Genomic DNA, 26,937 nt, shown 5'->3' with positions numbered 1-26,937 from the left:
ACACGCGGATTCAGGCTTTTACGCCTTGCCGGACGGAGCTCCAGCCGGCGCTTCCTGTAACGGGCTGGGGTTGCCAAGAAGCTCGACCAACCGCGACTCGCAGGGCGAGAGCTCGTGGCCCCGGCGCTGTGAGATCACGAACGTGAGCGAGCGGATGTGCCAGGCACGACGCTCGAGTTCGATGAGCTGTCCGCTGGCCAGATCCTCGGCGACGAGATGGCGTGGCAGGTGGCCCCAGCCGAGGCCGGCCTTGAGCAGGTCGCGTTTGGCGCCGAGTTCGTTGACCAGCCATTGGCGCTTGCCGGCAACGCCTTGTTGGGTCTTTTCGGCGCCGGGCTGGTTGTCCGTGACGATGATCTGGATGTGCCGGCCAAACTCGTCCACGGGGATGGGGTTGGGTGTCGAAGCGAGCGGATAGGATGGCGCGCATACCGTCACCATCTCCGCTTCGCACAGCCAGTGGCGTTCGATGACTTGCGGGTTCACCTCCGGCACGTTCTCGATGGTGACGGCCAGGGCGCAAACTTTTTCGAGCACCAGGTTCTCTCCGCCCTGCATCGTGGTGATGCGCAGGTTGATCGCGGCGGTCGGGAATTCTTCCTGCAGCGTGCGCAAGCAATCAATCAGGTGGGTGCGCGGGAAGTAGGCATCGACTGCCACCGAAACCTGCGGCACGCCGGCCCTGGCGATCGCGCCGGCGCGATTCTTCATTTCCTCCGTGCGCGATATCACCGCCCGTGCGTCGGGCAAAAGGCTGCGCCCTGCCGCGGTGAGCTGCGCCTTGCGCGTGTTGCGCTCGAACAGCTCGACATCGAATGCACTTTCCAGTGCCTTGATCGCGTGGCTGATGGCCGACTGCGCCCGTGCGAGCTTGCGCGCCGCACCCGAGAAGCTGCCCTGATCGCACACCGCAACGAACGCACGCAGCTGGTTGATGGTGACGTTGTCGAGCACGGGCTATCCAGAAACTAGATCGTATTAAGCGATGTTTCGTCAATTGTGTGGATGCGTCAAGCGACCCAGATTGGTTGGGCAACCGGCCCGCATGGGCCAGATCACTCCACTGAAAAGGACCATCTCCATGAGCTACGCCATCATCGGTTTCGGCGCGATAGGCCAGGCCCTCGCCCGCGCTTTCGCCCGCAACAACATCGAAGTCACGGTCGCCAGTCGGCGGCCGCCCGAAACACTGTTGCCGCAGGCGCAGGCGATCGGGCCCACCGTCATCCCCAGGACACTGCAGGAAGCCGTCAAGGCGGACGTGATCATCCTGGCGGTGCTGTTCGAGGGGCATCGCGAGGTCGCCAAGGCTCTTCCGGATTGGCAAGGCAAAACGATCATCGACGCGATGAATACGAACGACCCCGTCGAAACTCTCGACGGTCTGCCGTCATCGGCCTTCGCCGCCAAGGCGTTCCCCGGCGCCAGCTTCGTCAAGGGCTTCAATCACCTGCTGGCGCGCACCCTGGCCACCGATCCCATTGTCCAGGGCGGCCACCGCGTGGTGTTCCTGTCGAGCGACGACGAAGCTGGCACGGCGGAAGTGGCGGACCTTGCCAAGCGACTCGGCTTCGCCCCCGTCAACCTCGGCAGATTCGATGAGGGTGGCACGTTGGTGCAGGCGCGCGGCCGCGTCTGGGGCCCGCTGATTTTCCAGGACCTGTTCAAGCAGGAGCCGTGAGCGCGTACGGCCATCGCGGCAGGATCGCGACCGGCTCGCGCCCCCATCACTGCTTCGGCAACAACAACCCCTCCACCCCAGGATTCATGACATGAGCAAGTTGAATGGAAAGACCGCCGTGATCACCGGCGGTGCGACCGGCATCGGCCGCGCGGCGGCGAAGCGCTTCATCGAGGAAGGCGCCTTCGTCTTCATCTACGGCCGCCGGCAGGAAGCGCTCGACGCCGCCGTGGCCGAGCTCGGACCCAACGCCCGCTCGGTGCAGGGGTCGGTCTCCGACCTGGCCGACCTCGACCGGCTTTACGCGGCGGTGAAGGCGGAGCGCGGCACCCTCGACATCGTGTTCGCCAACGCCGGCACCGGCGGCGTGCTTCCGCTGGGCGAGATCACCGCCGAGCAGATCGACGAAACCTTCGACACCAATGTGAAAGGCACGATCTTCACGGTCCAGAAGGCACTGCCGCTGATGGGCCAGGGCGGCTCGATTATCCTGACCGGATCGAGCGCCGGCACCACGGGCGCCCCGGCATTCAGCGTCTACAGCGCGAGCAAGGCAGCGGTACGCAATCTCGCGCGGAGCTGGGCGGAGGACCTGAAGGGCACCGGCATCCGGGTCAACGTGCTGTCGCCCGGGCCGACGGCGACCGAACTGGCGAAGGCCGCGGTGGGCGAGGAGGGCCTGAAGGTATTCGCCTTGATGAATCCGCTGCAGCGCATGGCCGAACCGGCGGAGATCGCGGCGGGGGCGGCCTTTCTCGCCTCATCCGACAGCAGCTTCATGACCGCCAGCGAGCTCGCCGTCGACGGCGGCCTGGCGCAGATCTGACGCGCTGCGCCAGGCCGGCCCCTCCACAGGATCGTTCGCAGCACCGCAGCGCGTCAGGGCTGCAGAGCGGCATACGCCACCCATCCCTTGAACGTGAAAGCGGCATAGAACAGGTCGTGTCGGTCGAAGCCTGCCTGCTCCAGCAAGCCGGCTTCGGCTTCGGGAGAAAGCAGTGTCAAGCGACTGGCCATCGCTTCGATCGACCTGGCGGCGTCGGCCACCGGCATGCCGTTTGAAGCCATGAAGGCCACGTGCCTCTGCAGCCAGCGCATCCTCTCGCCAGGGGCGTCGGGCACGCTGTGGTGGGCCATCACGAGCGGGGCGCGGGGCTTGAGTCGACGCCTCAGCTCGCGCAGCGTATGCAGGCGTTCCTCGATGGACAGGAAGTGCATGGTGAGCAGGCAAGCCGCCCCATCGAACCCGGTTGCCGGGGCCGCGTCGATGTAACCCTCCAGCAACTCCACCCTCGACGCCAGCGGCCCAAGTGTGTCGGCGGCCAAGTCCAGCATCGGCGCCGAAGGGTCGACGCCCAGCAGGCGCCACTGCGGGTAGGCCTCGGCAAAGGCCTTCAGTTCCATCCCTCCGCCGGCGCCGAGTACCAGGACGCGCCCATCGGATGGAACGTGCTCGCGCAGAAGCAGGCCGGCCATCCGGTGCAGGGCATGCAGCCCGGGCACCTGCCGCAACGGCCCGTCCGTGTACCGCGCCACCGCTTGTGGATCATTGAAAGAAGACATGGGTGCACTCGCCGCTTGACATGGGTCCACTAACGTAACATCGTTTGTTACATGAGACGAGACAGCCGGCTTTCCGCCGTACTCCATGCCCTGCTGCACATGGCCGAGCGCGACGCCCCGATGACGTCCGACGCCCTGGCGCAGTGCCTGGGCACGCACCCGGTGGTGGTCCGGCGCACCATGGGCCTGCTGCGGGATGCGGGGCTGGTTACGGCGGACCGTGGACACGCCGGCGGCTGGCGCATCTCCGCGGACCTGGCCAAGGTCACGTTGCGCCAGTTGCACGAAGCACTTGGCGAGCCCGCGCTGTTCGCCGTGGGCAACCGCAACGAGCACCCCGAATGCCTCGTCGAGCAGGCGATCAATGCGGCGCTCGACACGGCTTTTGCCGATGCCGAAGCGCTGCTGCTGCAGCGGTTCGAGTCGGTCACCCTGGCGGCGCTCGCCGCGGATTTCGCGCGCCGCCACGGCGCCCATCGATCGGAACATCCCCATTCGGAGCATCCCCATGAAGCATGACGTGATCGTCGTCGGCGGCAGCTACTCGGGCATGGCCGCGGCCCTGCAACTGCTCAGGGCCCGCCGCAGCGTGCTCATCATCGACGGCGGCAAGCGGCGCAACCGCAGCGCCAGCCATTCCCACGGATTCCTCGGCCAGGACGGCGTGGATCCCGCCGAGCTGGCCCGCGTCGCCCGGGCGCAGTTGGCCGCGTATCCCACGCTGACCTGGCTGGACGGCGAAGCCGATCAGGCAACGGGCACGATGGACGACTTCCGGATCACCTGCGGAGAGGCGATCTACCCGGCCAGGCGCCTGCTGCTGGCGATCGGCGTACTGGACCGGCTGCCCGACATTCCGGGCCTGTCCGAGCGCTGGGGCAGGAACATCTTCCATTGCCCGTACTGCCACGGCTACGAGCTGGACCAGGGCCGCATCGGCGTCATCGCCACGGGTCCGATGTCGACCCATCAGGCACAGCTCCTGCCCGAATGGGGAGAGACCACGTTCTTCCCCAACGGCACGTTCGAACTCGACCAGGCGTCCGCGGATGAGCTGGCGCGCCGCGGCGTGACCGTCGAGACGGCCCGCATCGGTCGGATCGACGGAAACGCCGATATCGTGCTCGCCGATGGCAGACGGATGAGCTTCGCCGGCCTGTTCACCGCGCCGCGGAACGAGCCTTCAACACCGCTCGCAGCGCAGCTGGGCTGCGAACTCGTCGAGACGCCGATGGGCCTGCAGATCGGAACCGGCGATACCAAGGAGACCAGCGTGCCTGGCGTGTTTGCCTGCGGTGATGCCGCCCGGGTGCCGCACTCGGTTTCGCTCGCGGTGGGCGACGGCGCATGGGCCGGCGCCCAGCTGCATCGGTCGCTGGTGTGGCCTGTGTCGTAGGCGGAAAAATCTTGGTCGCGGCACAGATATCGGATCTTGCCGAACCCGACATCACGACCTCGTCCGTGAAGAAGGATCACCCCGCGGATGCTTCCTTTCGCAACCACCGACAGAAGGCGCCGATGGCCGGGTTGTCGTCGGCGCCATGCCGGCGGACGATCCAGAACGCGTAGGCGTTATCGAGCGCGCGGTCGAACGGCTTGACCAGTCGCCCGCCGTGCAGATCCTCCGCCACCAGCGGCGCGACGCCCAGCGCGACGCCATGTCCGGCGACAGCCGCCTCCTGGGCCAGATAGATGCTCGCGAAAACCGGACCGCGCGTCGCATCGACACGCTTTGCGCCAGCCGCCTCCAGCCAGGCGGACCAGTCAGGGACGCCGGGGCGGCCGGCGGCGGTTTCGTCGTGGATCAACGTGTGGTGCCGCAGGTCGTCGAGCGTCCTCAGTGGCGCTCGCCCGCCTTCCGTCAGCGACGGCGCGCAGACCGGAAACACGGGTGCATCCATGAGCCGCTCGGCGCGGACGCCGGTGTAGTCGCCGGGTCCGTAACGGATGGCGACGTCGATGCCGCTGCGGGCGACATCGGCCTGTTCGTCGCCCGTCTCGATGTGCAGCTTCAGGTCGGGACAGTCGCGATGGAATCGATGCAGCCTGGGCGCAAGCCACTTCGCGGCGAAGGATTCCATGGTGCTGACGCGCAGGTGCGCCGTCGCCGTCGCGGTGGCGCGGTCCAGCGCCAGCTCGAGCAGCCCGAATACCTCGCCCAACGAGGCGGCCAGCGCTTCGCCCTCGGCGGTCAGCGCGACCGAGCGATGGCCACGTTGGAACAGCTCCACCTCCAGGTAAGCCTCCAGCCGCTTCACCTGGTGGCTGACAGCCGCCGGGGTGACATGCAACTGCGCGGCGGCGGCCTGGAAACTCAGGCAGCGCGCGGCCGCCTCGAAGGCTCGAAGAGCGTTGAGCGGAGCGGCGGGGCGGGGCGGGGTTTCACGATGGCGTCGAACCTGGGGCGTCGTCGCATCCTATCAAGTTAGTTTTTCTAACACGGGCCGGAAAACATCTCGTTTGACGCGTGCCGTGCCGGTGGCAACGCTGGGACGGACGAAACCGCAAGGCAATCATCGTGAGATTCGAACAGCTTGGTTCCAACGTACTGATGTTCGTCGGTAACGACTATGAGTCGGTCGCCACCGCATTCCTGGACGGCGACGACGTGCTGCTGGTCGACTCGCTCGGCAGCCTGGACGATGCGCGCTGGCTGCGCCGCGTGCTGTGCGACGACATGGGCAAGACGGTGCGGATCGTCGCGGCAACGCATTTCATGAGTGACCACATCGCCGGCATGTCGCTCTTTCCCGACGCGCTGACGATCGCACACCGGCACCACCGGCACAGCTTTCTTTCGCAGAACCGGCGGGCCGACGAGCTCTACCGGGAACCGCGGGTGGTGTTCGACAGCGCGATGACGATCCGCTGGGGATCACTGGACCTGCACCTGCTGCACAACCCCGGCAAGACCATGGACCACCTCAGCGTGGACGTGCCCGCGGCCGACCTGGTGTGCGCGGGCGACAACATCGTCGGCAACACCGTCTACCTGTCCAGGGCCGACCCCGCGTCGATCCGCGGCGCGATCGGCCGGATGCGGCAGTGGGGCCGGGGCACGGTCATTGGCGGACACATGGGCCGATTTCCGGTCGCCGTCCTGGACAACGCGATCCACTATCTGGATCGGCTGCAGGAAGCCGTGGTCGATATCCGCGCCAACGGACGAGCCCGCGAGGTCGATCGGCACATCGGCGCGATTCCGATCGAGGCCTGCATCGCGCCCGGCGTCGAACCGGCGCCCTTCGAGCGCGAATGGCACCGGCGCAATCTGGACGCCGTCATCGAGCAATCCATCTTTGCGTTCGACGCTGCGCGGGTGGCCAGCACCTCGGAAGCCCGCTGATCCGGCGCCATTTTTGGTCGTCAACCGAGCTGGGTGAGTCACCGGCCATGGCGCGATGGCCAAGCCAAGCCGCCCCGCTCCCCGTAGGAGCCCGGCAAGGTGCCTCAGGAGCGTAGGGTGGGCTTCAGCCCACCAGCCGTTCTTGCGGAGAAGCCGGTGGGCTGAAGCCCATCCTACGGGTCAGAGGCTGGAGAGGTAGGTGGCAAGGGCCTGCACGTCGGCGTCGTCCAGCGTGCTGGCCACCCCTTCCATGATCCGTGTATTGCTGGTGCCGGGGCGGATGCCGTGGCGGAAGTCGGTCAGCCGCTTGGTGAGGTAGATCGCCGATTGCCCTCGCAGGCGCGGAAAGGTGGACCACGGCGGGTGGGCCGCCCTGCCCGGCTGCACGCGGGGGCCTTGCGCATCGCTGCCGTGGCAGCCCTGGCAGGGCGGGATGCCGCGGGCCGGGTCGCCGGCCAGGTAGAGCTGTGCGCCACGCGAGCCGGCGTCGGCGATGCCAGCGGGCTTGGGTGCGAGCGCGGCGTAGTGGCTCGCCAGGTCGCGCATGTCGGCGTCGCTGAGCGGCGCGGCCTGGCCGTTCATCACCGGATCGCTGCGCTGGCCCTGGTGATAAGCCTTCAGCTGCACGTACAGGTAGGTGGCCGACTGCCCGGCCAGGTTGGGAAAGTTCGGTGCGATCGCGATGCCTTGCGGGCCATGGCAGGCGGCACAGACGGTCGCCTTGGCCTCGCCTGCGCCAGCATCGCCACGGATCGGCGCCTGCGCGCGCAGGTCGAGGAAGGCCGCCTGAGGAGTATCGACCGGCACGGCGTCGGCCTGTGCCCTGGCACGCGCCGGGAGCGCCAGCCAGGCGAAGGCCAGCACGGGCAGCAGTGGGAGCAGTAGGCGGTTCATGCAGTACCTCTCACAGCCGGATGCTGAGCATGGCGCCGACCAGCGCGGCGCGGTAATGCATCTGCGGGCCGCGGTCGGTGTAGATGCGGTGGTCGTAGACCAGCGTGTCGTCGAAGCCCAGGTAATGCCAGTCGAGGAAACTGCCGCTCTGGTAGCGGCCGAACAGCCGCACGCCGACGCTGGCGGTGATCGGGAAGCTCAGGCTGGCGTCGAAGGTGCTCGAGCGGTAGTGGTTGTCGGGAAAACTGCCATCGAGTAGCGGCGCCGCTTCCGGATGGGTCAGTGCGCCGGGCGAGGCATAGTCGTAGTCCAGTTGCGAGAGCGACTGGGTGTAATTCCACGCCAGGTCCAGCTTCACCCGCCCGAAGTCGTGCGCGAAGGTGATGCCGGCGTTGTAGTCGCGCTCGCGGTCCAGGTCGTGCCAGTAGTTTTCGAACGGGTAAAGCGGGCCGCCGAAGGACGGATCTTCACTGCCGGGGGCGCCGACGATGGCTTCGTTGTCGGCGACGTTGGCCAGCTTGAGCCGGGTGGTCTCGGCGCCGATGTAGACGCTGGCGTTGGTGTGCGGCGCGGGCTGCCAGTCCCACTCGCCGGTGAAGCCGGTGCTGCGCGTGTCCTGGCGGCCGATGCGTGCGTCGTAGCGGTCGCGGCTGCCGTAGAAGGTGGCCGAGACGGTACTGCTGTCGGCCAGCGGGTAGATCAGGATCACGCGCGCCTTGGTTTCCTTGCGGTCGCTCATGTCGTACTTGCGCATGGCATCGACGGTGAACGCGGTCGGCGCGATGCCGTCGGCGGGGGTGTAGCCGGGCAGCGAGGCCGAGTAGTAGGCCTCGTACGGATCGTGGTTGTAGGCACCGCCATCGCGGTCGCCGTACTCGAAGCTGGCGCGCACGGTGGCATCGCCGAGCGAACGGCTGACCCAGCTCAGTTTGATGCGCTGCTCGTCCAGCCGGGTGCGCTCGCGGTGGCGCGGCTGGTTGTGGTCGAAGGTGTAGACCAGGCTGAGCGCATCGGACGTGCCGACGTTCCAGTCCGCGCCCAGTTCCAGCAGCGTATCGCGGTAGCCGAACGGCACGTTGGCGACCTGCACGTTGGAGGTGGCGTAGTAGCCGTTGTCGAAGATGCCCACCTCGCCCGGCACCACGCTGCCCTGCGAGCCGTTCTCGGAGATGTAGCCGTATTGCCCGGTGAGCGGGTTGTAGGCGAGGTAATCGGTCTTGTTGTCCTCGTTGTAGTAGCGCAGGTCCGCGTGCCAGCCGAAGTTGCGGCCGGGGTGGAAGGTGATCTTGGCGTCGAACAACTGGGTGTCGATGCGCGCATTGGCATGGGTGCGCGAAAGAGCCGCCGGCGTGTTCCACAGCTCGCAGGGGATCAGCTGCTGGAACGGCCCGGCCGCGAAGCCGAGCGTGCCGGTGCAGTTGACCGGCGGCAGCAGGGCGTCGTCCTGGCGCATGGTGCCGTAGGCCGCCGCCAGCGAGAGCTCGCCGCGCCACTTGAGCTGGCGCGACAGTTCCAGGCGCAGGTTGTGATAGTCGTTGTCCGGCTCCAGCGAGTATTCGCCGTCAACTACCGGACCGGCGTTGGGCACGCCGATCACGTTGGTGATCAGGAACGGGTTCTGGTAGTCCAGCGTGCTCTTGTGGTCGCGGAAGAACGAGCCGTTGTAGAGCGCGTTGAAATGCCAGACCTTGCCGACCCGCCGCAGCCCCAGGTTGACGTCGGTGGTGGTGAAGTCGATCGGGCGCACCGTCTCCAGCACGCCGCCGTTGCCGCCGAACGGCGAGCCGGTGCCGGGAAAGGCGAAATTGAAGAACATCGGCCCACCCCACAGGCGGGTGCCGTCGCGCTCCTCGTTGGTGATCGAAGCGAAGCCGATCCAGTCGCGGTAGAGCTGGCCTTCCAGGCTCAGGCCGCTACGCGTGCGGGTCAGGGCGATGGTGCGCCGGGGCGCGGCGTCGGAGGCCTGCTGCACGGCCGCGATCGTGCTGCCGCCCGGGGTGAGCCCGGCCGGCAGGGTGAGGTCGCCGCCGCCGATGCCCTGCCAGATCGGGAACGCGTTGGTGGACACCGTGTGCGGAATGTCGCGGTAGAAGGCTTGGAACTTGTAGTGCCCGTAACGGCCGGCGCGCACGCGGTAGTACTGGTCGTCGCCGCTGATGCGGCTGCCGCGGAACTCCACGTAGCCGCCGGTCGCTCGGTTGTCGAAGCCCATCGCCCACAGGCCCAGCACCGCGCCGTTCTTCCAGTCGGTGTATTGGCGGAAGAATTCCGCGTCGCTGTCGCCACCCAGGTGGATGTAGCCCAGTTGCAGCAGGCCCCAGTAGGTCCAGTCGCCGCCCTGCCCCAACGGCTTGCCGGCGAGCGTGTACGGGTAGGGGTAGAGCGCGCCGCTGGGCGTGCGCAACATGCCCGGATGCAGCCACGACATGCCGTCGGCATCGGGCGTCATCAACGGCGACCAGCCGCGCGGATCCAGCCCGTTGCCGTACTGCATGTCGCCCACGCGCATGGTGTCGCTGCCGTCGCTGGCGTGCGCCAGCGGGGCTCCGGCCAGCAAGGCCAGCACGATGGCGCAGGACATGGGTCGGATGGTGCGCATGGTTGGCTCCTCCCCCCGGTTGGTTCTATTTGTGGAAGCGCGAGCCCGATGGGTTGTTCGAGCCGTGGATGTTGGTGTGGCAGGTCAGGCAGGCGCGGCCCATCAGGCGCTCGTCCGGGTTCGGCCCGCGGCCGAGGTTGGTCGGCACCTGCAGGTCGTTCGGGTGGCGGGTCATGGTGTGGCACTGCTGGCAGAGCATCGGCAGCGGTGCCACCAGCAGGGTCTGCTGGTTGGAGCCGTGCGGGTCGTGGCAGTTGAGGCAGCTCTCGCGCACGGGCGCGTGCTCGAACAGGAATGGCCCGCGCTTCTCGGCGTGGCAGGTGTAGCAGGTCTCGTTGACCGTGTCGGTTTTCAGCAGCGGGCGGGTGAGCGTGCCGTGCGGGTTGTGGCAGTCGGTGCAGGCCATCTGCCCTTCCGGCAGCGGCATGTGCGAGCGCCGGTGGAACTTGACCATGATGTCCTTGTGGCAGGTGGCGCAGACCTCGTTGATCGAGGGTTTGGCCAGCACGCCCTCGGGCGACAACCGCGCCATCGGGTTGTGGCAGTCGCTGCACGACAGCCCGCGTGCCTCGTGCACCGAGCCGAGCCAGTGCTGGCGCGCGCCGCCGGCATGGCAGCCCAGGCACACCGCGGTCTGGGTGTGCACGTCGGCCGCGGCGCCGTGGGTGAAGGCGATGATCGAGCCGGCCAGGGCCGGGTTTTTCGCATGTTCCGAGCCCGGCCCGTGGCAGCTTTCGCAGGCCGCCTGCGGACCGCTGTTGGCAGCGCCGGCCCGGAACGACTGTACGTGCAGCGAGTGCGAGGCGCGCACGTTCTCCAGCGAATGGCAGGCGATGCAGGTTCTCGCGCCCACCGGATCGGCCTGTGGCGCCAACGGGTTGTGCGGGATCGGCGCGGCATCGAACGGGGTAGCGGGGCCTTCGTCGGCCTGGTGCAGGTGCGGGTTGTCCTTGCGAAAATCGCCCGCCCCCATGTCGGTGGCCGGGAGCATGCGCGCGATGTCGGACTGGCTCAGCCGGCCCGACGACTGGCTCGTCGCCGGCGCCGGCGTGTCACCCTGCGTGGACTGCGCGCGCGCCGCGGACCACAGCACACCGCCAAGCCCCACTGCGACGGACAGCACGGCCGCGAACGAAAGCGGTATGGCACGCATGGCTGACATCCCCGATGGCTAGCGTGAACCTGCAACGTGGGACCCCTGCCCCCAGGCCGGCGGTCGACGCGCCCGCCTGCACCCGCCGAGGGCAATAGACCCTGCGGCGTGAAGACGGCATGCACGGCTTGGGGCCAGCTGGCTTCAGGTATCTGGTGTCGCCTGCGGAATCGCACCGTGTGTGTGGGCTGACGCCGGCATCGAAGGCACGCGCGTCCCGCCTTTGCAGGAGCCCGCGCTTGTGGGCGATGCTCTCGGGCTCTGGATGGTCGACCAGAGCACGAGCATCGCCCACAAGTGGGCTCCTACAAGGTGTCCGCGGTGCGGGACAGAGTGACCAGTTCGGCGACGTGGCGGAACAGGTGGTCCGGTTGCAGGTCCTGCAGCGACTGCGGCGTGGCATAACCCCAGGCTACGGCGCCGAAGGCCACGCCCGCGGCGCGGGCCGCCTCGGCGTCGGTGGGCTGGTCGCCCACGTAGAGCGCCCGCCGTGGCGGCGTGCCGGTGGCGTTCAGCACGCGGGCGATGCGCCGTTGCTTGCCGAAGATCGACGCGCCGCATTCGGCATGGGCCAAGCGCTGCCAATGGGCGTCGCCGAGGATGCGGCGGCAGTTGCCGGCGGCATTGGAGGAAACCAGCGCGAGCGTCGTACCGCTCCCATGCAACTGCACCAGCGCGTCGTCGACGCCTTCGAACAGGCGCACGTCCGCCTCGCGCATGAGCCGCACGAAGCTGCGCGCGACCAAGGGAAGTTTCCATCGCGGCAGCCCGACGTGGCGCATCACCTCGCGCGCCGAGCGTCCGCGCAGATCCTCGATCTCGCCGCTTTCGATGCGCCGGAAGCGGTGGCGGTCGGCCAGCCGGTTGTGGACGCTCACGAAGAAGCCGAACGAATCGGCCAGCGTGCCGTCCAGATCGAAAATGATCAGCTCGTAAGCCATGGGATGCGCCTTATCGGCGGCGTGCGTGGCGCACGCCGCCGCAGGAGGGTTCAGGCGGCGTCGCCGCAGCGGCACGGCAGCATGGCGCTGCAACCGCAACCGCAGCCCGGCTGGTCGGCGCGCGCGCCCTGGCAACCACAGGTGCAGATGGCGCCCACGCAGTCGGGGCACTGGCAAGCGAAGGTGTTGTCGGAGTTGTTCACGGGATTTTTCCTCGATGGATAGGGATACGGACCTCGATCCGTGGAGCCATTGTCCGGACCACCCCTGGCACGCGCTTGAACCAAACGGCTAACCTTCGCATGCCCTGCCCGCCGCGGAGACCCGACATGTCCCCAGCCACGCCCGCCACCGGCAACGAACCGCGCCGCGGCGTTATCGGCGTCGGCCGGGTGGCGATGTGGAAAGGCGGCAGCGTCTGGATCGGGCGCGACGCCGGCCCCGCGCAGCCGCACAGCCATCACGCCATCCAGATCACCCTCGCCCCGGCGCGGCGGATCCGCATTCGCGGCGCCGCGGAAGACGCCTGGCGCGAAACCTCGGCGGCCATCGTCATGCCGGATCGGCCGCACATGTTCGACGGCTGCGGCCACGCGGTGGCGATGGTGTTCGTCGAGCCCGAGACGACGGCCGGCCGCGCCCTGCTGGCGCGCCACGGCCAGGCCGACGTGAGCGTGCTGGACGATGGCACCGTGGCGCCGCTCGCCGCCGCGCTGCACGCCGTGTTCGACGCCCGCGGCACGGATGCCGCGCTGGTCGAGGCTGCCCAACGCGTGGTCGGGCACATGGCCGCGACCTCCATCGACCACGACGTGGTCGACCCGCGCATCACGGCCGTGCTGGAACGCATCCGCGTGCGTCCCGATGCGACGCTGACCCTGGCCCAGGCGGCCGCCCTCGCGCACCTGTCGCCGAGCCGTTTCCGGCACCTGTTCGTCGCGCAGACCGGCATTTCCTTCCGCGCTTACTTGCTGTGGGCGCGCGTGGGCTACGCGGTGGTCCGCGGCATGGCCGGCGGCTCCTGGACCGATGCGGCCCAGCAGGCCGGCTTCGCCGATTCGGCGCACCTGAGCCGGACCTGCCGGCGCATGTTCGGCATCGCGCCGACCATGCTGGTGCCGGAGGACAAGACGGTCGCGCCGGCAACCGCCATGGCGGCGCGCGACCCGCACGCCGGCGCGGCGGCAGCCGCCTCCTAGGCCGGCGGCTGCCAGAGTTCGACGCGGTTGCCGTCGGGATCGGTGATCCAGCCGAACGCACCGTACTCGCTCTGTTCCGTGCGCTCGTCGACCGCCACGCCTTCGGCGCGCAGGCGGTCCAGCAGGCCGGCGAGGTCGTCGACGCGGAAGTTGATCATGTAGGACTGCTGGCCCGCGCCGAAATACGTCGTGTCGCCGGGAAAAGGCGTCCACAGGGTGTAGCCAGGGCGCGCGGCGTCCTCCTGGAAGCGCACCCCGCCCCACTCTTCCGGCTCCAGCCCAAGGTGTCGCGCGTACCAGGCCGCCAGCGCGCCCGGATCCGGCGACCTGAAGAAGATGCCGCCCACCCCGATGACCTTGGCCATGCCCGCTCTCCTGTCCGCCATGACCGCATACGCGGCCTTCGATGATCAAACCCCCGGGGAATAATGCGCCGCCAGCGGCACGTCGGCCACCCTGGCTGGTCGCCTGAATAAATGCGCGCACGTCCGCGCTGTCGCCGTTCCCGATTCGGAAACAGTGAATTGCCCGTTCGCGTTCTAGATGCCGTCCGACCGAGGTTCTAATTTTCCCGGCCTCGCACCTTCGCTGGTGCCTCTCTGGTGACGTTCGATGACCAAAGCTATTCCCACGGCTGTCGGCCGGCTTTGCCGTCGGCATGGCGCCGGTGCCGCTGGGCGCGGAGGCGGTGTCGTCCGCCGGCTACCTCGTGATCGCGCTGTCGGCGGCGGCCATGGGATCGCGCAATGCCACCGCGCGCCAGCTCAAGATGCCCGACCTCACCACGACGGTGCTGACCCTGACCATCACCGGCCTGGCCTCCGATTCCGCCCTGGGCGGAGGTGCCAATCCGAACATCGCGCGCCGCCTCGGCGCTGTCGTGGCGATCCTTCTGGGCGCAATGCTGGGGCGATCTTGCTGATGACGTGGGGGCTGGTGCCGCCGCTGCTGCTGGCCGTAGCCTGCGTGTTGGCGGCAACGCTGTGGCTTGCGCACGATGAGGATGATTCTCCCGCGAGCAAATGAGGCACTGCGCGTTGTTGCCGGCGCCCTCGGCATGATCCGAAGGATGCCTCCGTTCAGTTGCGCCGCTACCACCATCGCCCGCCCTACTGACAACGCCAGGCTCTGCAAGACCTAGACCCTGGCGATGAACTTGATCTCGATGAGCTGCGCGGCAAGCGCCAGTCGCGGCGTCACCAGGACCGTGCTTGCGACCTCCGGACGGCCCGAGCCGTACGCCTGCTTTCTCACCGTCCCAGCCACGGCGAACGCCGCGTCCATATCGGTCACGTACAGGACTTCCTCGACGACGTTGTCGAGGGAGGCGCCGAAGCGGGCGAGCAGTTTGCTGGCGTTCTCGTAGGTCTGCCTCATCTGGATCTCCATGTTCGAGTGATCCAGGATGCGGCCCTGGGCATCCAGCGGTGGCGCCCCGACGATGTTGCCGTCGGCGTCGTGGCTGAGCTGCCCCGAGACGTAGATCGTGTCGCCCACCCTCACCGCCTGGGCGTAGCCATACGCTTCTTCCCAGGGCATGCCCATGCCCTTTGCATCTTTGTCGATCCCCATGTGCCTTCTCCTGCCGCGCGCCACCTTTGGCGTGGGCAGGTTCTAAACAAGGAAGCCGCGCGGGAGTAGATCCTCCGACGGCAACACGCTGTTGAGGGAAGCGCACCCTCGCGCGCGACGCCTGGCGCGTGCGCCCCGGGAAACGCGTTGTTTACAGGCCGATGGCTACTGCCGGCGATCGCGCGGTTCCAGCATCGAGGCTGCGGTTCCATGCGATCCGCGGGCCCTGCACGAACCCGACCCATCCATGCAGGACATGCACTCATCCGAGAACTCGAGGCGCCACCATGACTCCTGCCGATACCTTCGCGAGAAAACCCTCCGCCCGGTTGCCGGAAGCCGACGGCGACTTCTACCTTTTTTCCCGGGTGCTGTCCGAAGAGGAGAACCGGATCCGCCTGAAAGTGCGGGCATTCATGGAACAGGAGGTGCAACCGATCATCGATGCGTACTGGGAACGGGACGAGTTTCCTTTCCAGCTGTTGCCCAAGCTGAAAGCACTGAACATCGCGGGGCTGCTTTTCCACGGATACGGCTGCCCGGGAGGAAGCGCCGCCCTGCTCGGATTCGTCACCCTGGAAATGGCGCGTGTGGACGCGTCGATCTCGACTTTTTTCGGTGTCCACACGGGGCTGGCGATGGGCTCGATCTATCTGTGCGGCTCCGAGGAGCAGAAGCAGAAGTGGCTTCCCCGGATGGCCGCGATGGAGAAGATCGGCTCGTTCGCCCTGACCGAGCCCGACGTCGGATCCGGTGTCGCGGGCGGACTGACCACCACGGCAAAGCGCGAAGGCAACACCTGGGTCCTCAATGGCCAGAAGAAGTGGATCGGCAACGCCACGTGGGGCGACCTGACCATCGTCTGGGCCCGTGATGTCGACGACGGCCAGGTCAAGGGTTTCATCGTCGAGAACAACACCTCCGGCTTCCATGTGGAAAAGATTCGCCACAAGATGGCGCTGCGGGTGGTCCAGAACGGCCTGATCACGCTCACCGACTGCCGCGTCGACGAAGCCGACCGCCTCCAGGGCGCCCACTCCTTCAAGGACACCGCACGCGTGCTGGTCATGAGCCGCGGCGGCGTGGCGTGGGAGTCGGTGGGCTGCGCCAGGGGAGCCTACGAACATGCCCTGAGATACGCGCAGACGCGAATGCAGTTCGGCCGGCCCATCGCCAGTTTCCAGCTGGTGCAGGACCTGCTCTTCCGCATGCTCTGCAACATCACCTCGTCCCAGTCACTCTGCCTGCGCCTTTCCCAGTTGCAGGATCAGGGCCTGATGCGCGACGAGCACGCTTCCCTGGCCAAGGGGGTGTGCACGGTCCGGATGCGCGAAACGGTAGGCTGGGCCAGGGAGCTGCTGGGCGCCAACGGCATCCTGCTCGACCAGCATGTGGGCCGCTTCTTCGCGGACGCCGAAGCGCTCTATTCCTACGAAGGAACCCGCGAGATGAACGCGCTGATCGTTGGCCGGTCGATTACCGGCTTCAGCGCCTTCGTCTAGGGCGTGCGCCTGCCGGCGACGGCTCAGCCGGTCGCGGACATCGCAGCAGCGTTGAAAAAGGCATTCACGTCCGCCAGCTCGCGCGTGCGCGGCATCGGCGGCAGGCTGGCGAGGAACAGGCGGCCGTAGCCTTTGGTGGTCAGCCGCGGGTCGCACAGCATCAGCACGCCGCGGTCATGGACGTCGCGAATCAGGCGGCCGGCGCCCTGTTTCAATGCGATGGCGGCGGCGGGGACCTGCCAGCCCATGAAAGGATTGATGCCGGCGTGTTCGAGCGCGTCCAGGCGCGCCTGCAGCACCGGGTCGTCGGGCGCGGCGAAGGGGAGCTTGTCGATCACCACGACGCTGAGCGCTTCGCCGGCCACGTCGACGCCTTCCCAGAAACTGGCGGCGCCGAGCAACACGCCGTGGCCGCTGGCGCGGAAATCCTCCAGCAACTGGTGGCGCGGGGCGCTGCCCTGCACGAACAGTGGCCAGGGCACGCGGTCGGCGAGCAGCTCGGCGGCACGGCGCAGTGCGCGGTGCGAGGTGAACAGCAGGAACGCGCGGCCGTGGGAGGCTTCGAGCACGGGCAGCGCCGCGTCGATCACGCGTTCGGTGTGGTCGCGCGCGTTGGGATCGGGCAGGCCGGCGGGGAGGTAGCACAGCGCCTGGCTGGCGTAGTCGAACGGACTGTCCAGGTGCAGGGTCTGCGGGTCGTCCAGGCCAAGCTGGCGGGCGAAGTGATCGAAGCTGCCGGCGACCGAGAGCGTGGCGGAGGTATGGATCCATGCCGCGCCGGTGCGCTCGCGCATGGCGCGCAGCGGCGCGGCGAGGTCCAGCGGCGTGGCATGCAGGGAAAAGCCGCGCGGGAACAATTCGTACCAGCGCACGTCCTGTTCGCCACCGCCGTCGACGATGCGGTCCAGCCGCTCGGTCATGGCGGCGGCTCGCTCGTGCAGGTTGGCCAGGCCACGCGAGCGCTCGGCCTGCGAGGCCAGCAGGTCGGTAAAGTCGCCGAGCAGTTCGCCGAGGTCGCGCAGGCCCTCGTGCACGGTGGCGAGGCTGTCCAGTTGCTGGAACGCCCCGCGCGTGGGCAACGCGTCCATGCCCAGGCGCAGCCGCCGCAGCGCGCCCTGCAATGCTTCGGCCGGCTCCAGCAGCAGGCCGATGGCGCCGGTGACGCCGTTGCATTCGCGCAGCGCATCGGCGGCGAGATCGGCGAGCTGGCGCGCGCTGACGCTCTGCGAGAAGAATTGGCCGGCCAGCTCCGGCACCTGGTGCGCCTCGTCCAGGATGAAGGCGCCGGCGCCGGGCAGGATCTCGCCGAAGCCCTCCTGCTTGAGCGCGAGGTCGGCGAACAGCAGATGGTGGTTGACCACCACCAGGTCGGCCTCCAGCGCGTCGCGGCGGGCCTTGACCACGTGGCAGTCGTCGAAGAACGGGCACTCGACACCCAGGCAGTTTTCCGGTGTCGACGTGACGCGCGGCCACAGCGGCGACTCCTCCGGCACCTCGGCCAGTTCCATGCGGTCGCCGGCGCGGGTGCGCGCCGACCAGGCGCGGATCGCGGCCAGTTGCGAGGCCTCGGCGCGTTCGAAGCTGCCGCCATCGCGCACGGTCTGGTCCAGTCGATAGAGACATAGATAGTTGGCGCGGCCCTTGAGCAGCGCGGTCTTGCCGCGCGTGCCCAGCACCGCGCGCACCTTTGGCAGGTCGCGGAAGTAGAGCTGGTCCTGCAGCGCCTTGGTGCCGGTGGAGACGATCACCCGCTCGCCGGAGAGCAGCGCCGGCACCAGGTAGGCGTAGGTCTTGCCGGTGCCGGTGCCGGCCTCGGCGACCAGCGTGTCGCGGTTGGCGATGGCGTCCGCGACCGAGCGGGCCATCGCCTGCTGGGCCAGGCGTGGGGCGAAGTTGGGCAGCTCGCGGGCGAACGGGCCGTCGGCGCCGAGCAGCGCGCCGATGTCGTCGGGATCGGTCATCCACCAAGTATCGCCGAGCCGCCGCGCGGGCGCACTGGCGAGCGCCACGATGCCGGCGCACGATGGCCGCACCTCAACCCGGGAGCCGCCGATGGGAACCGAACTGCAGATGCTGGTGTGGAGCGTGATCCTGGGCCTGGCGCAGATTCTTGCCGCCGCCGTGGCCGGCATGGGTCAGCGCGGCTCGGCCTGGGCCGCCAGTTCCCGCGATGAACCAGCCGCTCCGTTGATCGGGGTCGCCGGACGACTGGATCGGGCGCGCGCCAATTTTCTGGAAACGTTCGCGTTCTTCGCGGCGCTGGTGCTCACGGTGGTGGCGCTGGGGCGACAGGACGCGACGAGCGCGTTGGGTGCGCAGCTGTATTTCTGGGGGCGGCTGGTCTACGTGCCGGTGTATGCGGCGGGCGTCCCGTACCTGCGCACGCTGGTGTGGGCAGTGAGCATCACGGGACTCGTGTTGCTGCTGGTGGCGGCGCTCTGAACCCGATCGGCCGATCGCCATTTCGCAGGGTGGGCTTCAGCCCACCGCTTCCATCCGCGGTGCCGGCGATGGTGGGCTGAAGCCCACCCTACGGAAGGCGACGCCATGACGCTACTCAGTAGCGCGGTACGCCTGGCTTGTGGCAATCCTGCACGCCCTTGCGGGCGGTGGCGGCGCCGGGCTGGTCGCCGGCCAGCAGGCGCATTTCGACGATGGTCTGCCAGTTGCGGGCGCACAACGGGCCCAGTTGCGGGCCGAGTGACCAGGACTGGCGCGCGAGGCGTTCGGCGGTGGCGTAGTCGTGCAGGCGCACGGCGACTTCGGCGCGCTCCTGCAGCAGGTCGGGCGAGCCGGCGCTGAGCTTGAGCGCCTGGTCGAGCCTGGCGGCGGCGTCGGCATAGCGGCCGGCGCGTTCGTCGGCCTGGGCGGCCTCGCGCAACGCGGCGACGCTGGGATCCTGCAGCGGTGCCACGTCGATCACCGATTGCTCGCGCGCGCCGGCGGCGCGGATGGCCGCGACCATGTCGTGGTCGGGCGCCGGCAGACGCTGCTCCTGTGGCGGCACGCTGAAGCAGCCGGCAAGCAGCAGCGCGGCGAGTGCGGGAGTGGCGAGGCGAACGCGTACGGCGACGGACATCATCAGGTCTCAGGGGAACGTGGAAGTGGCTGGGGCGGGCGCATCACCGCCATTGCCGAACATGTCACCGATGTGCTGCCAGAAGCAGCCTTCGGTGTCGGGAGGGAGCGAACCGGCGACCACCGGGAACTGCCGCGCCCCCTCGCATTCGGGCTGCGTGGGCTTGCCGTCGACCGGGTTGATCCAGGCCATTTCCAGGCCTTCGCCGGGCTGCGGCGAGAGCGGGCGCGTGGGCAAGTGGCGGAACAGGTCCTGCCAGGCGCGCAGGCCGCCGGTGGCGCCGAACAGGCCGGCCGGCTTGTTGTCGTCGCGGCCCATCCAGAACACCGCCAGGCGGTCGGCGGTGAAGCCGGCGAACCAGCTGTCGCGCAGGTCGTTGCTGGTGCCGGTCTTGCCGGCGGCGTTGAGCCAGGCCAGCGAGGAATCGCCCAGGCTGTGCGCGGTGCCGTAGTCGGCCACCTGCTGCATGGCCCAGGTGATCAGCCGCACGGCCTGCTGGTATTCGCCCTTGCCGGCCTCGACTTCGTAGCGCTTGACCGTGTGGCCGCTGCCGTCGACCACCCCGCGCACCGCCAGCAGCGGCAACGCATGGCCGTCGGCGGCCAGGTACTGGTAGAGCTGGGCGACCTGGAATGGCGACAGGTCCACGGCGCCGATCAGCATCGAGGGGTTGGCGTTGATGTCGCTGAAGCCGAACGACTGCAGGAACGCCTTGACGCGATCCACGCCCACGGCGAGGCCCAGGTGAATGGTGGCCAGGTTCCACGAATGCGCCAGCGCGTCGACCATCGGCACGACGCCGTGCGACTGGTTGTCGTCGTTCTGCGGCATCCAGGTCTTGCCGTTGGGCTGGCGCAGCATGATCGGCGAGTCGTCCAGCGGCGAACCCAGGTTCCAGCGCGCCGGATCGGTCAATGCCACCAGGTAGACGAACGGCTTGACCAGCGAGCCGATCGACCGGCGCGCATCCAGCGCGCGGTTGAAGCCGGTGTCGCCGGGGACCTTGCTGCCGACCACGGCCAGCACGCTGCCGGTATCGGCGTCGGTAACCACGCCTGCCGCCTGCACTTTCGCACCGCGCTTGCCCATGCCCTTGATCGCGGCGGTGACCGCCTGCTCGGCGTAGAGCTGCGCGGCGGGATCGAGCGTGGTGAAGATCGACAGCTTGCCCGAGCGCAGCGTCTCGTCGTCGAAGTCGTTGGTGATCTGCGCGCGCACCAGGTCCATGAAGGCCGGGAAGCGGTTGTGCGGCAACTGCGCGCTGCGCGCGATGTCCAGCGTCGCCGCCTGCGCCGCATTGGCCTGGCCGGCGTCGAGCAGACCGGTGTCGTAGAACTCTTTCAGTACCAGGTTGCGCCGTTCCAGCGCGCGCTTGGGGTAGCGGCGCGGGTCGTAGTAGCTGGGGCCTTTGACCATGCCGACCAGCAGCGCGATCTCCTGCGGCCGCAGGTCCTCCAGCCGGCGGCCGAAGTAGAACTCCGCGCCCGCGGCGAAGCCGTGCACCGCCTGGTTGCCTTTCTGGCCGAGGAAGACCTCGTTGATGTAGGCCTCCAGGATGCGGTCCTTCGAGTAATGCGCCTCGATCAGCAGCGACAGCAGTGCCTCGTTGAACTTGCGCACCAGATTCTGGCTGCGGTCCAGGAACAGGTTCCGCACCAGCTGCTGGGTAAGCGTGGAGCCGCCCTGCACGGTGTGCCCGGCGCGCAGGTTGGCGAAGGCGGCGCGCGCAATGGCGGAGAAATCCAGTCCGATGTGGTGCTTGAAGTCGCGGTCCTCGACCGCCTGCAGCCCGGTGACCAGCAACGGCGGCACGTCGGCCAGGCGCACGATGCGACGCTCTTCCTGCTGCGCGCCGTAGACGGTGGCGATGCGTGCGGGATCGAGATGGGCGAGCTTGAGCCGGGTGCCGTCGCCGGCGTCGCTCAGCGCCTCGACCTGGCCATGGCCCAGCGTGACCCGGATGCGCTTGGGCAGCTCGCCGCCGTCCGGGCCGGCATAGCCGCGCGAGGAGATCACGTAGCGGCTGCCGTTGCGCGTCCAGGTACCCGGCACCTTGCCGCTGGCATCGTGGGTGTAGCCGGAGAAGGTCAGCTCCAGCTCCAGTGCCGAGGGCGACATCGGCACGCCCTGCGCCAGTTCCAGCGGTCGCGCGTAGATGCGCGTGGGCACGGCGAACACCAGGTCGTTGAAGCGGTCCTGCACGCGCTTGTTGAGGATCAGCGTGTACGGCAGCAGAAAGCCCAGCCCCAGGCCCAGCGCGACCCAGAACGGGATGCGCAGCCAACGCCAGCTGCGACGCGCGAACGCGCCGATGCGAGAGATCAATGCCAAAGTGGGAGACCCGGATCCAAAGTAGGCCCGATGATAGGGCGTGTGACCCCGCGCGCATCTGAACGCGGGCGGCGCGAAATGGCGCCGGCCGGGCAGCTTCGTGGCATTCCCCGGGCAACCGGTCCTTTGCGGACGCGCGCAGGTGGGCGATGGGGCTTTCCGCGGGTGGGCCCTATAGAAGGTCGGCAATGGCGGCCGTTCTTCATTCTTCTGGCCGTTGAAGAGCATCGCCCACAAGTGGGCTCCTACAAGAGCGCCGATACCCTGTAAGAGCCCACTTGTGGGCGATGCTCTTCGCTAACGCGGGCTCCCGCCAACGGACGGCCAGCACGAGGCGTCGGGCTGGAAGACGCGTGGGTGTACGTCCAGCAGTTGCTGCAGTTCGCTGTTGTCGGCGATCAGATCCGACTCCAGCCGTGTCAACGGCCCGCGCAGCCGCGGCAGCGCGTGGCGACCCAGGCGCAGCAGCCAGGCCGGGATCGGCAGCGCCAGCGTGGCGACCGGCAGGCTGCGCTGGACGCGGGCGAACATTTCGCCGGCAGGCAGCCGTTCGCCGCCGCCGAGCATCAGCACGCGGTTGGCCGGGCGATCGATCGCGGCCAGCGCGGCCAGGGCGATGTCGTCGGCGTGCACCGGCTGGCGCAGGCCGCGACCGGCGGGACGGAAGAAGACCCGCGTACGCATCGCGCGCTGCGCCAGCGGCGTGAGGCTCTTGTCCCGGCCAGCGCCGTAGATCAGGGTCGGGCGCAGCACCGTCCAGCCACAGCCCAGCGCCGCGCAGGTGGCGGCCAGTTCGTCTTCCCCCTGCAGCAGCAGGCGCGCGATCTCGCGCTCGGCGGGCACCCGCGAAGCAGCCTTGCTCTGCGCGCTCATCGAGCTGGTCGCCACGATGCGCGGTGCGTTGGCCGGTGCGGTCGCCGCCAGCCAGCGCGCGAACGGCAGCAGCGGGCCGAAGCTGACGATGGCCGACGCCGGCGGCAGCGCGGGCACCGCGTCGGGCAAGCCGCCGCGCATCCATTGCACACCCGGTTCGCCGGCCGGAGGATCGCGGCTGACGCCGAGCACCGGCACGCCGCGCGCGCGCAGGCGCGGCAGCAGGAAATGGCCGATCTGGCCGCTGGCCCCGAACACCACGACAGTCATGCGGATCGACTCAGCGACCGGACTGCAGGCGCAGCGAAAGCTCGGTCACGCGCGACTGGTACGGCGCAAGCTTGCGCGCCTGCTCGATCGATTGCGCCGCGTTGGCGCGATCGCCGCGGTCGAGCTGCTGTTCGGCCAGGTCGAGCCAGGCATCGACCAACCGTCCACGCAGCACGCTGGCGTTCGCATCGCCGGGCGAGAGATCGCCCAGTGCACCGAGCAGCTCACCGGCCTTGCCCAGGTTGCCGCCGGACAGCGCCTGGTTGAACAGTTGCACCACCAGGTTGGGCAGGTCTTCCAGGCCCTGCAGCGCGGCCCGGTTGTTGCCGTCGATGGCCAGTGCGTTGCGGTACAGGTCGTAGGCGCTATCGCCCGGCGGCAGCATGATCTGCCCCTGCGAGGCGGCCGTGCGGGCGCGGCGTACCAGTTCGGCGACCTGCTCGATCTGGTCAACGGTAAGCGCCGGCGGTGGGGGCGGCGGCGGTTCGACTTCTTGCGCGGGCTGGGCCGGGGTTGGTGCGGGCTGCGCAGGGGTCTGCGGGGCCGCCTTGGCGATGGCGCTGGCCAACCGTGCGCGTGTGGCGGCGAGATCGGCCGACTTGGGCGCCAATGCCGCGGCCTGGTCCAGCAGGTTGGAGGCCTGCGCCGTGTCGTCGGCATCGAGCGCCGCATTGGCCTGCACCACCAGCGCCCGGGCGACCTGGCCCAGGCCCGCGCGCGCCTGCGGATCGGTCGGGTCCAGTTCCAGCGCGTGCTGGAAATGGGCCAGCGCCGTGTTGTTGCCGGCACCGCTGATGCGGCCGTCGCGCAGCGCCTGCTGGCCCTGCGAGATGGCCTCCAGCAGCGCCCCCTGGTCCTGTTGCTGCGCCTGCGCGAGCGCGGCGCGCAGCGAGGGCAGTTCGCCATAGCTGGGCAACATCGCGGCGAGCTGGTCGATGCGCGCCGAGGCGGTGTTCGGGTCGTCGTGGGCGAGCGCGGCGCGTGCCTGGTTGGCCAGGCCGGCGCCGACCTGGTCCAGGCCGTGCCTGGCCACGGCATTGTCCGGATCGCCGGCCAACACGTGCTGGTACAGCGCGCCGGCACCGTCGTCGCCGGTCAACTTGCCGGCGGCGAGCGCCTGCTGCGCCCGTTCCACCAGGCCGTCGGCCGGTTCGGCGGCGCCACGGGCCTGCTTGATCTTGCTGTCCAGGCGGTCGACGTCGTTGCCGCCGCCGAGCAGTTCGCGGGCGACGGTCAGTTCCCGCCGTGCCTCGTCCAGCCGGCCGGCGCGATAGGCGGTATCGGCGCGCGAGAGCTCGGCCATGCCGACCTGGTGCAGGCCGTCGCGGGCGCGGTCGTTGTCCGGCTCCAGTCCGCGCGCGGACTGATACAGCTCGCGCGCGCTGCTGCCGTCGGTACCGTCCAGGTGGCCATCACGCAGGGCGGCGTCGGCGCGGCTCAGCACGTCATTGAGCTCGGTGCGCGGGACCATGTCGCGCAGGCTGTTCTGGTACTCGCGCAGCGCCCATACGCCGCCGCCGACGACCAGCACGACCACCAGCAGCACCACATGCCAGCTGCGCACGCGCACGCGCCGATGGCGCGCCGGCGGCGGGCGCTGCGGCGTTTCGAACGAGATCGGCGGCAGGCGGTCGTCCGGATCGTGCACGTGGGTATGCGGCGTGTCCAGCCCGCCCAGATCGCCCAGCGTGGGTTCGGCGCGGCCGTTGCGCCGGTCGTGGTGGTCTTTGCGTCCGCTCATGGGTCAAGGCTGTCCTGGCAACGCATTGGAGCTTAGCATCGCGTACTCTGCACGCCGGCCCGGTGATGCTTGTGTATTCAGCTTGCGCTGACGCGCCGCGCCTCCACCACGTTGGGCAGCGCGACCAGCTTGCCGAGCAGCGCGGACAGCTGCTCGAAGTCGCGCACGCGCAGGGTGAAGCGCATCTCGACCTCGCCGGTGCTCACCTCCAGCCGGCTCGAGGACGCCACGATGGGCGTTCCCATGTTGCTGATCAGGTTGGTGACGTCCTTCTGCAGGCCCTTGCGGTCGAACCCGCGCAGTTCGATGTCGACCTGGTAGGACTGCGTGGCAGCGCGGCCCCATTCGACCTCGATCACGCGATCCGGATCGCGCCGTGCCAGCCGCGCCAGGCTGGCGCAGTCGGCGCGGTGCACGGAGACGCCGCGCCCCTTGGTGATGAAGCCGCGTACCGGGTCGCCCGGCAGCGGCTGGCAGCAGCGCGCCAGCACCGAAAGCAGGTTGCCGACGCCCTCGATGCGCAACGCGGCGTGGTCGGGCGCGACGTGGCGCACCGGCGGCGCCGGTGCCGGCGTGGGCTCGACCGGCTGCGCCGCCTCCTGCAGCACCCGGGCGATCTGGCCGCCGCTGACCTCGCCCAGCGCCAGCGCCACCAGCATCTCGTCGTGGGTCTTCAGGTGGAAGTGCGCCGGCAGCTTCGACAGGTCCACCCCGGGCAGGGCCAGCCGCTTGAGCTCGCGTTCGAGCAACGTGCGGCCAGCGGCGAGGTTGGCGTCGAAGGCGATGCGGCGGAACCAGCTGCGCGCCTTCTCCCGCGCGCGGCTGGTGTTGAGATAACCATGGTGCGGCGAAAGCCAGTCGCGACTGGGTTCGGCATTCTTGGCGGTGACGATTTCCACGCGATCGCCGCTGCGGGGCTGGTGGGTGAGCGGCACGATGCGGCCGTTGACCTTGGCGCCGCGGCAGCGGTGACCGACCTCGGTATGCACGTGGTAGGCGAAATCCAGCACGGTGGCGCCGCGCGGCAGGTCGAACACCTCGCCCTTGGGCGTGAGCAGGTAGACGCGGTCTTCCAGCAGTTCGGTGCGCAGCCCTGCGGCCAACTCCTCTTCGGCGCGCGGTTCAAGCAGCTTGCGCATCCAGGCGATCTTGGCCTCGAACTCGGCATCGGCGCCGCCTCCTTCCTTGTAGCGCCAGTGCGCGGCCACGCCGAGTTCGTTGTCGCGGTGCATGGCGTGGGTGCGGATCTGCACCTCCAGCGTCCGGCCGGCCGGACCGATCACCGCGGTGTGCAGCGAGCGGTAGCCGTTGCCCTTGGGCCGCGCCAGGTAATCGTCGAACTCGCGCGGCAGGTGCTGCCACTGGGCATGCACTACCCCAAGCGCGGCGTAGCAGTCGGCGACGCTGTCGACCAGGATGCGCACGGCGCGGATGTCGTGGAGATCGTCGAAGGCCAGCCCCTTGCGCTGCATCTTTTTCCAGATGGAATAGATGTGCTTGGGGCGACCGGCCAGGTCGGCCCGGATGCCGGCCGCCTCGAGTGCGGTGCCGAGTTCGGCCAGCACCTGGGCGATGAAGGTTTCGCGGTCCGCGCGGCGCTCGTCCAGCAGGCGCGCGATGCGTTTGTAGGTATCCGGCTGCAGATGGCGGAAGGCCAGGTCTTCCAGCTCCCACTTCAACTGCCAGATGCCCAGCCGGTTGGCCAGCGGCGCGTGGATGTCGCGGGTGAGCCGGGCCAGCGCCACGCGTTCGGCCTCGGGCAACACTGCTGCGCCGCGCATCTTCGCGAGCTGGCGCGCCAGCAGGACGAACACCACGCGCAGGTCGCGGATGATCGCCAGCAACAGCCGACGCAGGCCTTCGGAGGTGCCGGTTTCGCGCTGGGCGTGCAAGGCCCAGACCTTCTGCGCGGCGAGCTGGCCTTCGACCAGCCGTTGCAGCTCCAGCGGCAGCGATGGCGCGCGCGCCTGCCACGCGTCCGGGTGGCGGTCGGCCACTTCGAACCACACGGCCGCGGCCTGGGTCTGCACGTCGCAGCCGAGCATGGCGAGCAGGTCCAGCACGTCGGCGCACTCGGCTTCGTTCGCCGGCGTGCTGGCCACGAGCGCGTCCGCCAGCAACGGCGAGGCAGTCGCACGCGCCTGCCAGGCGGCGAGGCGGGTCGATGCGGGGTGGGCGGGCTCGGACATGGGG

General features: G+C 69.0%; 24 protein-coding genes and 1 pseudogene. 9 read left to right on the top strand and 16 right to left on the bottom strand.

Annotated features, from left to right (window positions below; all coding sequences use genetic code 11):
- Window positions 1-18: 18 nt before the first annotated feature.
- Window positions 19-954, bottom strand: coding sequence for a LysR family transcriptional regulator (locus tag OSC30_RS04655; RefSeq protein ID WP_267170664.1), 936 nt, complete (start codon window positions 952-954; stop codon window positions 19-21).
- Window positions 955-1,081: 127 nt separating this feature from the next.
- Between OSC30_RS04655 and OSC30_RS04650 the strand changes: the two genes are divergently transcribed.
- Window positions 1,082-1,681 carry an NADPH-dependent F420 reductase gene (locus OSC30_RS04650; protein ID WP_267170663.1) on the top strand — a complete coding sequence of 200 codons (600 nt, stop codon included), beginning with the start codon at window positions 1,082-1,084 and terminating at the stop codon, window positions 1,679-1,681.
- A 91-nt stretch (window positions 1,682-1,772) separates the two neighbouring features.
- A complete protein-coding gene (locus tag OSC30_RS04645; RefSeq protein ID WP_267170662.1) occupies window positions 1,773-2,507 on the top strand; it encodes an SDR family NAD(P)-dependent oxidoreductase in 735 nt (244 codons plus the stop codon).
- Window positions 2,508-2,560: 53 nt separating this feature from the next.
- On the opposite strand, the gene OSC30_RS04640 is transcribed toward OSC30_RS04645, so the two are convergent.
- Entirely contained in the window at window positions 2,561-3,244 is a 684-nt protein-coding gene (locus OSC30_RS04640) for a class I SAM-dependent methyltransferase (protein ID WP_267170661.1), read from the bottom strand.
- Between the two features lie 51 nt (window positions 3,245-3,295).
- Between OSC30_RS04640 and OSC30_RS04635 the strand changes: the two genes are divergently transcribed.
- Together OSC30_RS04635 and OSC30_RS04630 are read left to right on the top strand one after the other, a co-directional pair.
- On the top strand, window positions 3,296-3,763 hold the full coding sequence (locus OSC30_RS04635) for an Rrf2 family transcriptional regulator (RefSeq protein ID WP_267170660.1): 468 nt from the start codon (window positions 3,296-3,298) through the stop codon (window positions 3,761-3,763).
- Complete coding sequence (locus OSC30_RS04630) at window positions 3,753-4,640, top strand: NAD(P)/FAD-dependent oxidoreductase (RefSeq protein ID WP_267170659.1); 888 nt, start codon at window positions 3,753-3,755, stop codon at window positions 4,638-4,640. Before OSC30_RS04635 ends, OSC30_RS04630 begins: the two co-directional genes overlap by 11 nt.
- A 76-nt stretch (window positions 4,641-4,716) precedes the next feature.
- Here the strand turns inward: OSC30_RS04630 and gcvA are convergent.
- A pseudogene (gene gcvA / locus OSC30_RS04625) lies at window positions 4,717-5,592 on the bottom strand (transcriptional regulator GcvA); the annotation flags it as partial.
- A gap of 170 nt (window positions 5,593-5,762) precedes the next feature.
- On the opposite strand from gcvA, the gene OSC30_RS04620 reads away from it, so the two are divergent.
- A complete protein-coding gene (locus OSC30_RS04620; RefSeq protein ID WP_267170658.1) occupies window positions 5,763-6,590 on the top strand; it encodes an MBL fold metallo-hydrolase in 828 nt (275 codons plus the stop codon).
- Window positions 6,591-6,770: 180 nt separating this feature from the next.
- Here the strand turns inward: OSC30_RS04620 and OSC30_RS04615 are convergent, their stop codons facing one another.
- The 5 genes from OSC30_RS04615 to OSC30_RS04595 form a co-directional block, all read right to left on the bottom strand.
- Window positions 6,771-7,484 carry a c-type cytochrome gene (locus tag OSC30_RS04615; protein WP_267170657.1) on the bottom strand — a complete coding sequence of 238 codons (714 nt, stop codon included), beginning with the start codon at window positions 7,482-7,484 and terminating at the stop codon, window positions 6,771-6,773.
- 10 nt (window positions 7,485-7,494) lie between these two features.
- Window positions 7,495-10,083, bottom strand: a complete 2,589-nt coding sequence (locus OSC30_RS04610) for an MtrB/PioB family outer membrane beta-barrel protein (RefSeq protein WP_267170656.1) — start codon at window positions 10,081-10,083, stop codon at window positions 7,495-7,497.
- 25 nt (window positions 10,084-10,108) lie between these two features.
- Entirely contained in the window at window positions 10,109-11,236 is a 1,128-nt protein-coding gene (locus OSC30_RS04605; protein ID WP_267170655.1) for a DmsE family decaheme c-type cytochrome, read from the bottom strand.
- Window positions 11,237-11,541: 305 nt separating this feature from the next.
- Window positions 11,542-12,177, bottom strand: coding sequence for an HAD hydrolase-like protein (locus OSC30_RS04600; RefSeq protein WP_267170654.1), 636 nt, complete (start codon window positions 12,175-12,177; stop codon window positions 11,542-11,544).
- 50 nt (window positions 12,178-12,227) lie between these two features.
- Entirely contained in the window at window positions 12,228-12,380 is a 153-nt protein-coding gene (locus OSC30_RS04595; RefSeq protein WP_267170653.1) for a hypothetical protein, read from the bottom strand.
- Between the two features lie 126 nt (window positions 12,381-12,506).
- Here OSC30_RS04595 and OSC30_RS04590 point away from each other — a divergent pair, with 126 nt between their 5' ends.
- The gene (locus tag OSC30_RS04590; protein WP_267170652.1) at window positions 12,507-13,376 is read left to right on the top strand and encodes a helix-turn-helix domain-containing protein; all 870 of its coding nucleotides are present in this window, start codon (window positions 12,507-12,509) and stop codon (window positions 13,374-13,376) included.
- Here OSC30_RS04590 and OSC30_RS04585 read toward each other — a convergent pair.
- The gene (locus OSC30_RS04585) at window positions 13,373-13,741 is read right to left on the bottom strand and encodes a VOC family protein (RefSeq protein ID WP_267170651.1); all 369 of its coding nucleotides are present in this window, start codon (window positions 13,739-13,741) and stop codon (window positions 13,373-13,375) included. The genes OSC30_RS04590 and OSC30_RS04585 overlap by 4 nt on opposite strands.
- Window positions 13,742-14,034: 293 nt before the next feature.
- On the opposite strand from OSC30_RS04585, the gene OSC30_RS04580 reads away from it, so the two are divergent.
- Entirely contained in the window at window positions 14,035-14,298 is a 264-nt protein-coding gene (locus tag OSC30_RS04580; RefSeq protein WP_267170650.1) for a DUF1275 family protein, read from the top strand.
- Window positions 14,299-14,513: 215 nt separating this feature from the next.
- On the opposite strand, the gene OSC30_RS04575 is transcribed toward OSC30_RS04580, so the two are convergent.
- Window positions 14,514-14,948 carry a RidA family protein gene (locus tag OSC30_RS04575; protein ID WP_267170649.1) on the bottom strand — a complete coding sequence of 145 codons (435 nt, stop codon included), beginning with the start codon at window positions 14,946-14,948 and terminating at the stop codon, window positions 14,514-14,516.
- A 287-nt stretch (window positions 14,949-15,235) separates the two neighbouring features.
- Between OSC30_RS04575 and OSC30_RS04570 the strand changes: the two genes are divergently transcribed.
- Window positions 15,236-16,450, top strand: a complete 1,215-nt coding sequence (locus OSC30_RS04570) for an acyl-CoA dehydrogenase family protein (protein WP_267170648.1) — start codon at window positions 15,236-15,238, stop codon at window positions 16,448-16,450.
- 23 nt (window positions 16,451-16,473) lie between these two features.
- Here the strand turns inward: OSC30_RS04570 and yoaA are convergent, their stop codons facing one another.
- A complete protein-coding gene (gene yoaA, locus OSC30_RS04565; protein WP_267170647.1) occupies window positions 16,474-18,411 on the bottom strand; it encodes a DNA repair helicase YoaA in 1,938 nt (645 codons plus the stop codon).
- A gap of 91 nt (window positions 18,412-18,502) precedes the next feature.
- On the opposite strand from yoaA, the gene OSC30_RS04560 reads away from it, so the two are divergent.
- A complete protein-coding gene (locus OSC30_RS04560) occupies window positions 18,503-18,892 on the top strand; it encodes an MAPEG family protein (protein WP_267170646.1) in 390 nt (129 codons plus the stop codon).
- Between the two features lie 115 nt (window positions 18,893-19,007).
- Here the strand turns inward: OSC30_RS04560 and OSC30_RS04555 are convergent, their stop codons facing one another.
- The 5 genes from OSC30_RS04555 to OSC30_RS04535 form a co-directional block, all read right to left on the bottom strand.
- Window positions 19,008-19,529 (bottom strand): tetratricopeptide repeat protein, encoded by a 522-nt coding sequence (locus OSC30_RS04555; protein WP_267170804.1) that lies wholly within the window; start codon window positions 19,527-19,529, stop codon window positions 19,008-19,010.
- A gap of 9 nt (window positions 19,530-19,538) precedes the next feature.
- Window positions 19,539-21,860 carry a penicillin-binding protein 1B gene (gene mrcB / locus OSC30_RS04550; protein ID WP_267170645.1) on the bottom strand — a complete coding sequence of 774 codons (2,322 nt, stop codon included), beginning with the start codon at window positions 21,858-21,860 and terminating at the stop codon, window positions 19,539-19,541.
- A 297-nt stretch (window positions 21,861-22,157) separates the two neighbouring features.
- Window positions 22,158-23,003: an SDR family oxidoreductase gene (locus OSC30_RS04545; RefSeq protein ID WP_267170644.1), complete on the bottom strand. Its 846-nt coding sequence runs from the start codon at window positions 23,001-23,003 to the stop codon at window positions 22,158-22,160.
- Window positions 23,004-23,013: 10 nt separating this feature from the next.
- Complete coding sequence (locus OSC30_RS04540) at window positions 23,014-24,744, bottom strand: tetratricopeptide repeat protein (RefSeq protein ID WP_267170643.1); 1,731 nt, start codon at window positions 24,742-24,744, stop codon at window positions 23,014-23,016.
- Between the two features lie 77 nt (window positions 24,745-24,821).
- Window positions 24,822-26,933 carry a bifunctional (p)ppGpp synthetase/guanosine-3',5'-bis(diphosphate) 3'-pyrophosphohydrolase gene (locus tag OSC30_RS04535; protein ID WP_267170642.1) on the bottom strand — a complete coding sequence of 704 codons (2,112 nt, stop codon included), beginning with the start codon at window positions 26,931-26,933 and terminating at the stop codon, window positions 24,822-24,824.
- Window positions 26,934-26,937 lie beyond the last annotated feature (4 nt).

The organism is Frateuria hangzhouensis, from assembly GCF_026410505.1.
Taxonomy (GTDB): domain Bacteria; phylum Pseudomonadota; class Gammaproteobacteria; order Xanthomonadales; family Rhodanobacteraceae; genus Frateuria_A; species Frateuria_A hangzhouensis.
Note: the sequence above shows the minus strand (reverse complement) of the source record. Positions and strands in the feature narration are given on the sequence as shown.